Origin of the sequence: Mannheimia haemolytica (assembly GCF_004342115.1) — a bacterium.
GTDB lineage: Bacteria > Pseudomonadota > Gammaproteobacteria > Enterobacterales > Pasteurellaceae > Mannheimia > Mannheimia haemolytica.
In genome coordinates this window covers 25,373-38,542 of record NZ_SMAC01000005.1, presented here as the reverse complement: position 1 = coordinate 38,542, position 13,170 = coordinate 25,373, and the positions used below count along the sequence as shown (strand labels likewise).

The 13,170-nt window shown below is 41.3% G+C and carries 13 protein-coding genes; 5 read left to right on the top strand and 8 right to left on the bottom strand.

Features of this window, described 5'->3' with window-relative positions; all coding sequences use genetic code 11:
* Positions 1 to 47 precede the first annotated feature (47 nt).
* Complete coding sequence (gene topA, locus EDC41_RS02590) at positions 48 to 2,654, bottom strand: type I DNA topoisomerase (protein ID WP_006251055.1); 2,607 nt, start codon at positions 2,652 to 2,654, stop codon at positions 48 to 50.
* A gap of 129 nt (positions 2,655 to 2,783) precedes the next feature.
* Between topA and EDC41_RS02585 the strand changes: the two genes are divergently transcribed.
* Entirely contained in the window at positions 2,784 to 3,674 is an 891-nt protein-coding gene (locus EDC41_RS02585) for a LysR family transcriptional regulator (protein WP_006251054.1), read from the top strand.
* Between the two features lie 49 nt (positions 3,675 to 3,723).
* Here the strand turns inward: EDC41_RS02585 and EDC41_RS02580 are convergent, their stop codons facing one another.
* The 4 genes from EDC41_RS02580 to sspA form a co-directional block, all read right to left on the bottom strand.
* Positions 3,724 to 3,984 carry a GlsB/YeaQ/YmgE family stress response membrane protein gene (locus tag EDC41_RS02580; RefSeq protein WP_006251053.1) on the bottom strand — a complete coding sequence of 87 codons (261 nt, stop codon included), beginning with the start codon at positions 3,982 to 3,984 and terminating at the stop codon, positions 3,724 to 3,726.
* Between the two features lie 79 nt (positions 3,985 to 4,063).
* Positions 4,064 to 5,023: an ABC transporter substrate-binding protein gene (locus tag EDC41_RS02575; protein WP_115262409.1), complete on the bottom strand. Its 960-nt coding sequence runs from the start codon at positions 5,021 to 5,023 to the stop codon at positions 4,064 to 4,066.
* Between the two features lie 196 nt (positions 5,024 to 5,219).
* Positions 5,220 to 5,627 carry a ClpXP protease specificity-enhancing factor gene (locus EDC41_RS02570; protein ID WP_006251052.1) on the bottom strand — a complete coding sequence of 136 codons (408 nt, stop codon included), beginning with the start codon at positions 5,625 to 5,627 and terminating at the stop codon, positions 5,220 to 5,222.
* Positions 5,627 to 6,271 (bottom strand): stringent starvation protein SspA, encoded by a 645-nt coding sequence (sspA, locus tag EDC41_RS02565; RefSeq protein WP_020824060.1) that lies wholly within the window; start codon positions 6,269 to 6,271, stop codon positions 5,627 to 5,629. The genes EDC41_RS02570 and sspA overlap by 1 nt, the downstream gene beginning before the upstream one ends.
* Positions 6,272 to 6,444: 173 nt before the next feature.
* Here sspA and purE point away from each other — a divergent pair, with 173 nt between their 5' ends.
* From purE to purK, 3 genes are read left to right on the top strand one after another with little or no spacing between them, the layout of a single operon-like run.
* A complete protein-coding gene (gene purE, locus EDC41_RS02560) occupies positions 6,445 to 6,942 on the top strand; it encodes a 5-(carboxyamino)imidazole ribonucleotide mutase (protein ID WP_006249370.1) in 498 nt (165 codons plus the stop codon).
* A 14-nt stretch (positions 6,943 to 6,956) separates the two neighbouring features.
* A complete protein-coding gene (locus EDC41_RS02555) occupies positions 6,957 to 7,922 on the top strand; it encodes an asparaginase (protein WP_006251050.1) in 966 nt (321 codons plus the stop codon).
* A gap of 18 nt (positions 7,923 to 7,940) precedes the next feature.
* Positions 7,941 to 9,029: a 5-(carboxyamino)imidazole ribonucleotide synthase gene (gene purK, locus EDC41_RS02550; protein ID WP_006251049.1), complete on the top strand. Its 1,089-nt coding sequence runs from the start codon at positions 7,941 to 7,943 to the stop codon at positions 9,027 to 9,029.
* 220 nt (positions 9,030 to 9,249) lie between these two features.
* On the opposite strand, the gene EDC41_RS02545 is transcribed toward purK, so the two are convergent.
* The 3 genes from EDC41_RS02545 to EDC41_RS02535 form a co-directional block, all read right to left on the bottom strand.
* Entirely contained in the window at positions 9,250 to 9,660 is a 411-nt protein-coding gene (locus tag EDC41_RS02545) for a hypothetical protein (protein WP_006249373.1), read from the bottom strand.
* Positions 9,661 to 9,662: 2 nt separating this feature from the next.
* Positions 9,663 to 11,681 carry an excinuclease ABC subunit UvrB gene (gene uvrB / locus EDC41_RS02540; protein WP_006252614.1) on the bottom strand — a complete coding sequence of 673 codons (2,019 nt, stop codon included), beginning with the start codon at positions 11,679 to 11,681 and terminating at the stop codon, positions 9,663 to 9,665.
* Positions 11,682 to 11,919: 238 nt separating this feature from the next.
* The gene (locus tag EDC41_RS02535; RefSeq protein ID WP_006250727.1) at positions 11,920 to 12,162 is read right to left on the bottom strand and encodes a type II toxin-antitoxin system ParD family antitoxin; all 243 of its coding nucleotides are present in this window, start codon (positions 12,160 to 12,162) and stop codon (positions 11,920 to 11,922) included.
* A 187-nt stretch (positions 12,163 to 12,349) separates the two neighbouring features.
* Here EDC41_RS02535 and efeO point away from each other — a divergent pair, with 187 nt between their 5' ends.
* Positions 12,350 to 13,162, top strand: coding sequence for an iron uptake system protein EfeO (gene efeO / locus EDC41_RS02530; protein WP_006250728.1), 813 nt, complete (start codon positions 12,350 to 12,352; stop codon positions 13,160 to 13,162).
* The last annotated feature ends 8 nt before the right edge of the window (positions 13,163 to 13,170 follow it).

Below are 13,170 nucleotides of genomic sequence, written 5' to 3'. Positions count from 1 at the left end.
GCAAGCGGTAAAATTTTTAGAAAATTTTACCGCTTGTCTTTTAAGCTTTATTTCTTACGCTCAACCCATTTACCGTCTAGATAATCAACAATCCATTTGGTGGCTTTGCCGTTTTTCTCAGAAGTCACATATTGGCGTTTCTCTTTACGACTAAAACGGATAATTGCCTCGTTTCCTTCCGGATCTTGCTGCGGAGCATCGGCAAGATACTGCAATTTCTCCGGCAAACGTTCACGATATTGAGCTAACTCTACCACTTTTGGTGCACGGCTTTCACGCACTTTCGGGAAGTTATGAGCTGACATAAACACCCCACTTGCTCCGTCTCTTAATACAAAATAGGCATCGGCTTTTTCACATTTTAATTCAGGAAAAGCAATAGGATCTTCTTTTGGCGGAGCAACTTCCCCGTTTTTCAGAATTTTACGGGTGTTATCGCAGCTTGTGCAGCCCATATATTTGCCGAAACGACCCAGTTTTAAGTGCATATCTGAACCGCATTTATCGCATTCCACTACAGGTCCGTCATAGCCTTTAATTTTGAAGGAACCTTGCTCAATAATATGACCATCACAATTTGGATTATTACCACAAACGTGTAATTTACGTTCAGCATCAATCACATAACTATCCATTGCCGAATCGCATTTCGGGCAACGCTTGCGAGCCATTAGGGCTTTGGTTTCAGAATCCGAATCTAACACATTGAAAAATTCCGCCTCTGGAATTAAATTCATTGTCGTTTTGCAACGCTCTTTTGGCGGTAAAGCATAGCCGGTGCAACCTAAAAATACCCCTGTGGAAGCGGTGCGAATTGCCATTTTTCGTCCACAAGTCGGGCAATCAATATCGGTTGGCACAAGGCTGTTTGGTTTCATTCCGCCTTCAAGTTCATCTAATTCTGCTTGGCTCAACTCTTCAGAGAAATGTTTAAAGAAAGTATTCAACTCTTCTTTCCAATTTTTAGACCCCTCTGCAATTTGGTCGAGCACCTCTTCCATATTGGCAGTGAAATCATAATTCATTAAATCTTTGAATGATTCGTTGAGGCGATCCGTCACTACTTCACCGATTTTTTCCACATAAAAACGCTTGTTTTCGGTGCGAACATAGCCACGTTCTTGAATCGTCGAAATAATTGAAGCATAGGTTGAAGGGCGGCCAATTTTTCGCTCTTCTAACTCAGCAACCAAAGACGCCTCATTAAAACGTGCAGGCGGTTTAGTAAAATGCTGACTTGGCACAATTTCATCAAGCGTTAATTTTTGATGCAGTTCAACCGCCGGTAATTCCTGATCTTCCGGATTTTTGCCTTGCACCGGCAGTACTTTCGTCCAGCCGTCAAAACGCAGTACACGCCCGTTTGCTTTGAGTTCATAGTCTCCGGCAGACACTGTGACTGCGGTAGAATCATAACGAGCAGGCAACATTTGACACGCCAAGAAACGACGCCAAATTAAATCGTATAAACGCTCGGCATCTTTATCCATTCCTTTTAAATCCGCCATTTTGACATTCACATCCGACGGGCGAATGGCTTCGTGAGCTTCTTGGGCATTATCTTTACTGCGATACACATTTGCTTTTTCCGGCAAATAATTCGCCCCGAAATTATCCTGAATATAACCTCGAGCCATTGCTAATGCTTCACGGCTAAGGTTGGTTGAATCAGTACGCATATAGGTGATGTAACCCGCTTCATATAACCGTTGGGCTAACATCATCGTCTTTTTAACCCCAAAACCTAAACGAGTGCTAGCGGCACGTTGTAACGATGAGGTAATAAATGGTGCAGCAGCTCGAGAGCTGGTTTCTTTGGCTTCAATATTAGAAACAATAAAATCGCTCTGCTCCAAAGCACGCACTGCAACATTTGCTTCAGCCTCATTGCTTGCCGAGAATTTTTTACCTTTATAAGTAGTTAATTCAAGCGGTAATTTTTTACGATTAATTTGCGTATTGGCAAGAATAGTCCAAAACTCCTCGCTTTGGAACGCCTTGATTTCACGCTCACGCTCAACCAGTAATTTTACGGCAACCGATTGCACACGCCCTGCCGATAAACCACGAGCTACTTTTTTCCATAATAATGGCGACACCATAAAGCCCACTACACGGTCTAAAAAGCGGCGGGTTTGCTGGGAATTTACACGGTCAATATTGAGCGGTTGCGGATCGTCAAAAGCCTTTTTGATCGCATCTTTGGTGATTTCATTAAATACCACTCGGCTAAAACGGCTGTCATCACCACCAATGATTTCACGCAAATGCCACGCAATCGCCTCCCCTTCTCTATCCAAGTCGGTTGCCAGATAGATATGATCTGCTTTCTTTGCCAACGATTTTAGCTCGGAAACCACTTTCTCTTTATCCGGCATAATCTGATAGTTAGCTTTCCAGCCATTATAGGGGTCGATACCCATACGTTTAACCAATGCAACACGCTCTTTTTCTGCTTTGATTTTAGCTTTTTCGGCAGCGGTCAGCCCTTTGGTTGAAATCGGTTTCGCTTTTTCCGTTTTTTCATCACTACCACTTTTCGGTAAATCACGAATATGCCCCACACTCGATTTCACCACATAATTACTACCAAGATATTGGTTAATTTTTTTTGCCTTAGCCGGAGACTCCACAATAACTAGTGATTTTCCCATAATTTATTACCTAATTTTTAATAATTATTTTAAATTGTTTGAAATTATTTCTTTTTAAGTTGATTTTTTTATACACTATTTTTACGATAGCAAGCCTTAACACAAATTACAATATAAAGAAGAGAGAAAATGGATAAACTAAACGCAATCAGTTTATTTTGTAAAGTAATTGAAACCCAAAGTTTCACTCAAGCAGCACAACAAGCTCAAATTTCGTTACCCATGGCAAGTAAATTGGTGGCTCAGTTAGAAGAACATCTCAATGTGCGTTTACTACAACGAACCACTCGAAAAATTACGCCAACTGAGGCAGGGTTGCTCTACTATCAGCAATGCTTGCCTATTTTAAATGAACTAAAAGAGGCCGATGCCAGCGTAAGTAATATTAACTCAACGCTACAAGGGAAAATAACAATGTCTGTACCAATGGATTTTGGCTCTCGCTTCATTGCCCCTTACCTTGGGAAATTTATGGAAGATTACCCTAATTTAGCCCTTCATATTGAATTTAGTGACCGTCGGGTAGATGTGATTGCAGAAGGCTTTGATTTGGTGCTGCGTATTGGTAGCCTTGCAGATAGTTCCATTGTAGCGAAAAAAATTGCAGATTCCCATTTGGTTTTAGTTGCTTCTCCAGATTATTTAGCTCGATTTGGCGAACCTAAAGGCTTAGAAGCATTAGTGGAACGAGGCTGCCTACTCTATGAATACCATCCTCAATGGCAATTTTCTCAACAAGGACAAAAAATGCAAATTAAACCACAAGGTAAAATTTACAGTAACAATGGTTATGCGTTAGTACAAATGGCAAAAGCTGGTTTGGGCATCATTAACATTCCAAAGTTTTTAATAAAACACGAGCTAAAAAACGGAGAGTTGATTCCTATTATGCCTTTTTTGACACAGGAACCTCTACAAATCAGCTTACTCTATCCAAACCGTCGTTATCTCTCTCCTAAAGTGCGAATCCTAATTGATTTTTTCACACAACTGATGCAAGAGCAAAAAGAGTATATTTAACAAAAAAGAAGCAGTAATAAAACAACTGCTTCCTTTCTGAAATACGAAATTAGTTAATTATGCTTAATTTTCTCAAAATGAAAATCAAAAGAGCTGCCCCTAATACACCAAAAAAGATACCGACTATATTAAAGTCTCCGGCACTATAAGCGGAACCAATACCTAATACATCACCAAATACCCAGCGTCCAAGTGACGAACCCACAATACCAATAATAATATTTTTGCAAAGTCCGCCTTCACTTTTCATTACAGCCGAAGCTATCCAACCAATTATAGCGCCAACAATAATTGCAGCAATCCATCCCATAATATTCTCCTTAGCTGAGTTGAAATGAATTTTTACTCTACAAGATTATGACAAATAAAACAAATTTTTATTTTTTACACTAAAAAGTTTGTTTAGCTTCTTTGATTAATACCTCTGGTATAGTAATGCCCAATTCTTTTGCCGTTTTAGTATTAATTGAAAGCTCTAATTTGCTGACTTCTTGGATTGGAATTGTACCTGCTTTTTCCCCTTTTAATACACGAGCAGCAACTTTACCGGTTGCCACACCAATATCATATTGATTAACCGCATAAGCTGCCACTGCACCACGTTGTACTGTATCACGGTCAGCAGCAATCACCGGAATTTTTGCTTCTAAAGCCGCTTTATGTAAGGCTTCATAAGCCGAAACAACTGCATTATCTTCAGAAATATAAATAGCCTGCACTTTTCCGTTTAGGCTGCGAGCAGCAGTGCCAATATCGGCACTGCGTTGAACAGCAACCGGCACTATAGTAAAGCCCTGTTTTTGAGCCTCTTGTTTTAACTCTTCTAACACAATCGCAGAATTAACTTCACCTGCACTATACACATAACCAACAGCTTTCAAATCCGGTACTAATGTTTGAATTAATTTCACTTGTGGAGCCATCGCTTTGTGGTCTGAAATCCCCGTCACGTTAGTGCCACTTGGCTCCCACGATTTTACTAATTTTGCAGCAACCGGGTCTGTCACGCCTGAAAACACAATTGGGATAGAACGTGTTGCAGCAACAACAGGTTGTGCCGAAGGTGTGGTGAACGGGATAATAATATCTGCTTTATCCCCAACAAATTTACGCGCAATTTGTGCTGCTGTTGCAGTACTACCCTGTGCAGACTGATAGTCGATTTTAATGTTTTTACCATCAACAAACCCTTCTCGGGCTAATTCTTCAATCACACCTTTACGAATTGAATCTAATGCAGGGTGTTCCACAATCGCTGTAATTGCTACATTTTGAATTTTATCTTGAGCTAATGCCGCTACAGAAAGTGAACTTAACAAAGTCACTAATAAGGTTTTATGGAATTTCATTTTCTCTCCTTAAGATCATTACTGTACTATCACAACAGTACAAACACAAAACAAAGATAAGCAATTTTTAGTCGGAGTGCAAGTGGAATTTGATTATTTCCGTCACAAAACAAACAAGCGGTTAAATTTTGACTGATATTTGCAAATAATCAGAAAAATTTAACCGCTTGTAATGTGTTTTGATGAAATAGATCTCTTATTTCACCAACTTTAAGGTAGATGTTTTCTTCGCCTTGATTTTTTTAGGCTGCTCTACTGCTCTAACTCGAGCTTGATAAGCCTCTTCAGTGTAGTAGGCTTCTTCTTGGAACATAATACCATCACCGGTTTCTTGCGCATAAATCGCCACCATTGCCCCAAAAGGAATATAAATATCTCTTAACATTCCCTGAAAACGAGCGCTAAAGCTAATGTATTCATCAGCCACAATATACTGCCCGATGGAACGAGGCGAAATATTTAAAATAATCTTCCCTTCTTTGACAAACTCTACCGGCACATCTACGTCTGGAAATTCTGCATTCACTAATAAGTAAGGCGTGTTATCGCTATCAATAATCCAGTTATAGTAAGCATTATAAAGATAAGGTCTTAATGGTTTCATTAGTCTTTATCGTCCATTAAATGTTTTGGCGCTTCGCCGCCAACAGACTGGATAAAACTATCACGTTGGAATACACGGGTCATATACGCATTAATTGGTTTTGCCGTTGCACCGCTGAATTTAACGCCTAAGATTTGCATACGCCATAATAACGGTGCAATATAGCAATCAACCAAGCTGAAATCATCGCTCATAAAATAAGGTTTAGCGGCAAAAATAGGCGCTAATGCCAATACATCTTCTTTAAGCTGTGCTAACGCTTTCTTGCCTTCCGCTGATTCAGGATTTTTATTCACAATATCAATTTGCGAATACCAATCTTGTTCAATACGATACATATTTAAACGGCACTGACCACGAGAAACAGGGTAAACCGGCATTAATGGTGGGTGAGGGAAACGCTCATCTAAATATTCCATAATAATACGAGGGTTAAACAGCACTAATTCACGATCAACCAATGTAGGAATATTACCGTAAGGATTCAATTCTAATAAATCTTCAGAAATACTGCCTAGCATAACGTTCTCTATTTCATAAGGCACCCCTTTTTCTGCTAACACAATACGCACTTGGTGGCTGTAAATATCGTTTTTATCCGAAAAAAGAGTCATTACCGAACGTTTGTTTATACTACTCGTCATTTATATCTCCGATGATTAAATTTATAAAAAATAAAATGGTTGTCGATTATATCATATTTTAACCAGCAGATAACAGCCCTAAAAATTGCTTTTCACTTCTTAAATAGCTACGCAAACGTTTGCTTTGTATGCTATGATTACACTGTTTTACATTAGTATCATAAGGATTTAAAATGCCAAATAAAGCTGAAATTGCGATCGTAATGGGATCTAAGAGTGATTGGGCTACAATGTCTGAAGCAACCCAAATATTAGACCAGTTCGGTTTGAGCTATCACGTTGAAGTCGTCTCAGCACACCGCACACCGGACAAACTCTTTTCTTTTGCTGAAACTGCAGAGACTAACGGCTATAAAGTGATTATTGCCGGAGCCGGCGGTGCAGCTCACTTGCCCGGAATGATCGCTGCTAAAACCATTGTGCCGGTGTTAGGTGTGCCGGTAAAAAGCTCAATGTTAAGTGGTGTAGATAGCCTCTATTCGATTGTGCAAATGCCGAAAGGTATTCCGGTCGGTACGCTCGCAATCGGGCCGGCAGGTGCAGCAAATGCAGGCTTATTAGCCGCTCAAATTTTAGCAGCCTTTAACCCTGATATTGCAGAGAAACTGCGTATTTTCCGTCAAACCCAAACTCAGATGGTATTAGATAATCCTGATCCTCGTGTTGAATAACTATTGTATAAAAGATGTCTAAAAAATTATTAATCCTCCACACTGGTGGTACTATTTCAATGAAAGAAGGGGAAGACGGTAAGGTCTCCCCTTCCAATGAAAATCCTCTCTTGGCTGCCTTAGAACGTTTAAACCACCCAGCAAAATTGGTGCAAGAATCGTTATTTAATATTCCCTCTCCGCATATCAATATCGAGCATTGGCAACAGTTAAAAATGCGGATTGAAAAGGCAGTGAATGAGGAGAATGTCGATGGCATAGTAATCACCCACGGCACAGATACCTTGGAAGAAACCTCCTATTTTCTGGATTTAGCCCTCAGCGTAAATATACCGGTAGTAATTACCGGAGCAATGCGTTCCAGTAACGAACTGGGTGCTGATGGCTTAATCAATCTACAAAGTGCGATTTTAGTGGCGTTAAATGAAGAAAGCCGAGATAAAGGCGTGTTAGTGGTGATGAATGATGAAATCCACAATGCTAAATTTGTGACCAAAACCCACACCACTAATGTGGCGACTTTCCAAACCCCAACCTTTGGGCCTTGTGGCTTAGTAACGAAAGAATCTGTCATTTTTTTCCAAAAATTGACCACTTACGAACGTTATCCAATTCAACAAGTAACTAAAGCTAACGTGCAACTACTGAAAGCATACGCCGGAATGGATAGTTTTCTGCTGGAACAATTAGCGAAAAGCAAATGCGATGGTGTTGTGATTGAGGCATTGGGTGCAGGTAATTTACCCCCTAGTTGTCTGGCTGGTATTGAGGCTTTAGTGAATGCCAATATTCCAATTGTAATTGTTTCTCGGGCATTCAATGGTATTACCCAAGATGTCTATGATTATGTAGGCGGTGGAAAACAGTTAAAGCAAAAAGGCATTATTTTTACCAAAGGCTTAAGTGGGCAAAAAGCTCGCATTAAACTTATGGTCTTACTCAGCCAAACCTTAGACAAACCACTATCAGACTATTTCTAACCCATTGAGAACACCACGATGCAAAAAAGTGCAATCTACCCACCTGTGTATGTATTAGGCAACGGCCAGCTCGGGAGAATGCTACGCTACGCCGGAGCACCACTTGATATTGAAGTCAAACCGCTGGCTTTCGATGCCCCTGTGTTTGATATTGAGCCAAACAGCATTATTACCGCAGAAATCGAACGTTGGGCAGATACGCCTTTAACGCAATTACTCGGTAACCACCCGAATTTTGTGAACCTGAATGTGTTTGGGAAGTTAGCCGATCGTTTTACGCAAAAATCACTACTTGATGAACTCCATCTTGCGACTTCAAAATGGCAACTGCTAGAAAATGCCGAACATTGGCAAGATATTTTTCAGCATATTGGCGAAAAAGTAGTGGTTAAACGCCGAACCGGAGGATATGACGGACGTGGGCAATGGATTGTAACGCAAGACTCGATTCATCAAATTACACCTGAATTATTTGGCGAAGTGATTGCCGAAAAATTTATCCCGTTTGAGGGGGAAATTTCCATTGTTGGGGCGAGATTCCGTGACGGCTCAACCCGTTTCTACCCTATTTCTCACAATTTACAACAAAACGGCATTCTACGTTACTCCGTCTCCGATGTGAATTTACCGAACCAAGCCCTCTACCAGCAGCAAGCCGAACAGATGCTCGCTACGGTAATGCAAAAATTAGAGTATGTCGGCGTAATGGCAATGGAATGCTTTGTTGTGGGCGACAAGCTACTCATCAACGAGCTTGCCCCTCGAGTGCATAACAGCGGACACTGGACACAACTCGGCTGTGCCATCAGCCAATTTGAGTTACATTTACGGGCATTATTAGATCTACCTACGCCAGCACTCGACCAAATTGCCCCAAGCGTGATGGTTAATTTAATAGGCATTGAACATAACAAGCAGTGGCTAAGCCTCCCATTTAGCCAACTACATTGGTATGGCAAAGAAGTCCGAGCTGGTAGAAAAGTTGGGCATATCAACCTCACTCACGCCGATAAAAACGGCTTAATTGAACTACTGGAACAACTCAGACCGAGCCTAACGGAAGATTTCCATTCGGGATTAGATTGGGCAATCAATAAGCTCAAGTAAGCGGTCGGATTTTGTAACTTTTTTGCAAATCTGTTTACCCGATGGTGCGAGCTTCCTCGCTCGTACCAAACAAGCGGTCGACTTAGTGCTAAAATTTGCAAAATAATTCAACATAATGGCTACTTCCGGTCATCATCTTGATCTGAAAACCCCTCAGGGTGGATATGGCTATCAAAAAGCATTTTCTTCCTCCGAGAAAACAGATTTCTTCACAAGAATCTTAGAGCTGCTCTTTATTTGTTTCCTTAGGCAATAACTTCGAGCAAATGATAATAGAGAGCATCGCCCCAAATCCTGCACCTGAAATCTTCAGTGATTTATCATAAACTGCCGGCTCAAAATAAATAAATCCCAAAATCCAAATTAAAAAGAACCCCATATAAATCCAAAACACTTTATCTTCATTTTTCTGGGTATAACCTTTATAAACAATAACCGCACTACTTACCATCATCGGAATAATAAAAGTCAAAAACACATTATTGAACAGGGTACCAAATCGTTCAAACGGATTACTGTACTCCCGCATAATATGGTGGGCAATCCAGATAACCACCATAAAAACAAGTTGAGAGAAAATAACAATTTTGGCAAATAAGATTAATTTTGAAAATAATGAACGAGAAATCATATTTAAACCTCCAACAAATACGCCTTTAACTGCTGCAACTTATCCCTTACCGCAGCCGCTTTTTCAAATTCCAGATCTTTCGCAAAATCACGCATTTGTTGTTCCAGCGTTTTAAGCTCTTTTTCCAGTTCTTTACGGGATTTCGGCTTGTAGTCGGTTGCAGAATTTTCGGCTTTTTTGACCGCTTGTTTGCCCCGTTTTGGCTTGACGGATTGTCCGATGTCGAGCAATTCACCCACTTTTTTGTTCAACGCTTGTGGCGTGATGCCGTGTTCTTCGTTGTATTTCATCTGCTTTTCACGGCGGCGTTCGGTCTCAGTAATTGCTTTTTGCATTGAGTTGGTAATGCGGTCGCCGTATAAAATCGCTTTTCCGTTGAGGTTTCGGGCGGCACGTCCGATGGTCTGAATTAACGAGCGTTCGGAACGTAAAAATCCCTCTTTATCCGCATCAAGAATGGCAACCAGCGACACTTCGGGCATATCTAAGCCCTCACGCAATAAGTTGATCCCCACCAGCACATCAAACATTCCCATTCGTAAATCGTGGATAATTTCGACTCGTTCCACCGTGTCAATGTCGCTATGTAGATAACGAACTCGTACGCCATGTTCGTCCAAATAATCGGTGAGATCTTCCGCCATTTTTTTGGTGAGTGTTGTCACCAGCACCCGTTCGTCCACCGCCACTCGTTTGTGAATTTCAGACAGTAAATCGTCCACCTGCGTAGCAACGGGGCGAACTTCGATAATCGGATCGAGCAAGCCGGTTGGACGAACTACTTGATCCACCACATCGGGATTTTTCTCCAATTCATACGCCCCCGGTGTGGCAGAAACGTAAATCGTCTGTGGTGAAAGACGTTCAAACTCTTCAAATCTCAACGGGCGGTTATCCAGTGCAGACGGCAGACGGAAACCGTATTGCACCAATGTTTCTTTTCTCGCTCGGTCGCCTCGATACATTCCGCCAATTTGTGGCACAGTAACGTGGCTTTCATCAATCACCAAAATACCGTCCGCCGGCATATAATCAAACAGGGTCGGAGGGGCTTCGCCCTCTTTTCTGCCCGAGAGGTAGCGTGAGTAGTTTTCAATGCCTGAACAGTAGCCCAGCTCGTTCATCATCTCAATATCAAACTGCGTACGTTGGGCGATCCGCTGCTCTTCCAGCAATTTATTCTCTTTGATGAAATAGGTGCGACGGTCGGCAAGCTCGACCTTAATTTGCTCGATTGCCTCCAAAATCCGTTCCCGAGGAGTCACATAGTGGGTTTTCGGGTAAATGGTATAGCGAGGCACCTTGCCCAAGCTACGCCCTGTAAGCGGATCAAACAGCGACAGATTTTCGATTTCATCGTCAAACAGCTCTACCCTTAACGCTACTTCATCGCTTTCGGCAGGGTAAATATCAATCACATCGCCCCGCACTCGGAAAGTCGAACGTTGGAACGCCTGATCGTTGCGAGTATATTGCAATTCGGCAAGGCGAGAGAGAATTTCACGCTGCCCAATCATCGCCCCCACTTGCAAATGCAACATCATCTGCATATAAGCGTCCACATCACCCAAGCCGTAAATGGCAGAAACGGACGCCACTACAATCGTATCTCGGCGTTCCAAAAAGGATTTGGTTGCGGAAAGTCGCATTTGCTCGATCTGCTCATTGATAGAGGCATCTTTCTCGATAAAGGTATCGCTTGCCGGCACATAGGCTTCGGGCTGGTAGTAATCATAGTAAGAGACGAAATACTCCACCGCATTTTCCGGAAAGAACGCTTTCATCTCGGCATAAAGCTGGGCGGCAAGGGTTTTATTCGGGGCAAGCACCATCGCCGGGCGATTGAGCTTGGCAATCACATTAGCAATGGTAAAGGTTTTCCCCGAGCCGGTTACGCCAAGTAAGGTTTGATGTGCCAAGCCGTCATTTAAGCCTTCGGTCAATTTGGCAATCGCACTTGGTTGGTCGCCGGAGGGCTTGAAAGGAGAATGGAGGATAAAGGGTTTGCCTTGCTTGCTCATAGAAAATCCTGTCTTAAAAAATCGGTTTATTTTAGCACAAGCAAGCGGTCGTTTTTATCGGGATTTTTGCAAATTTATTGTAACTGCTTATATTGATCCATTCTTTGATCTAACACCCTAACAATAAAGATACCTTTTGGGATTGGTTTATAATAAATAGAATGTGAGCGGTGGTAATGACAGCGTAACAAAGGGCGAATAAAGTAACGCTAAATCTCGCTCTGCCCTAACAGAAAGTTTATACATTACGTTTTGCCTTTGCCTTGCTGATAATAGATTGAACGGTTTCCTCAGAAACACCGCTTTCTAAGCCTTCATCAATTAAGGCTCTTAGCTGAATTAGTTGCTGTTCTTGTGCTTCCAATATTTTTAATGCGGCACTGATGACCTCGTTGGTCGAACCATAACGCCCACTTTCAACCATTTGGTTCACAAATTGGCTTAATGGCTCAGCTAAAGTTACGCTGGTTGTTCTACTCATTACTATTCCTATCTTATTGATTATTGAGCAGATTGTAATGGCTCTAATTTAGATAAGCAAGCGGTCTATTTTTAGCAATAATTTGCAAAACAAAATGTGATTTACATCACAAAATCAGCATTATTTTTTGCGAATAATTCGCAATAAGGATATTATGTCGCAATATTTTTATTAAAAGGAAATTTCTATGCGTTTAACCAAACTTGCTTTTGCACTTTCTGGCTTTTTTGTGGCTACTCAAGCGGCAGCTTTAGACTTAACTAAGGAAACCGAGGCTTATAAACAATTTGTGGTAGAACAGATTGACCAACTGGTTACCGATACGGAAAAATTTGTCGGCTACTTAAACAAAGGCGATGTGCAAAAAGCGAAGAAAATTTACCCGCTTGCAAGAATGTATTTTGAACGTTCTGAACCGATTGCAGAAAGTTTTGGCGATTTAGACCCTCGTATTGATGCCCGTCTGGCAGATTTAGCCGAAGAAGGTAAAACCGAGAAAGATTGGTCAGGTTTCCATAAAATCGAGAAAGTATTGTGGCAGAAAAACACCACTAAAGGCACAAAAGCAACGGCAGAACAATTATTAAAAGATGTAAAAGAGCTGCGTGCGAAAATTCCCACTGCAGAAGTTACCCCTGAGCTGATGATTACCGGTGCGGTAGATTTATTAAACGAAGTTTCTACTACTAAAGTAACCGGTGAAGAAGAAATTTTCTCTAAAACCGACCTTTACGATTTTAAAGCCAATATTGAAGGTGCAGAAAAAATCTATGAGATTTTTAAAACGCAATTAGAGCAAATTGATGCCAAACTCTCAACAGAAATCGGCTCTCGTTTTGCGGCTGTCAATGCGCTGTTAGCAAAACACAATAAATCTAAAACCGGTTATGATTATGTGCCTTATAACAAACTGTCAAAAGCGGATATTAAAGCGTTAGCAGAGGCTGTAAACCAATTAGGCGAGCCGTTAGCTCAACTTGGCGTACTTTTAAATAAATAGTGGAGCAA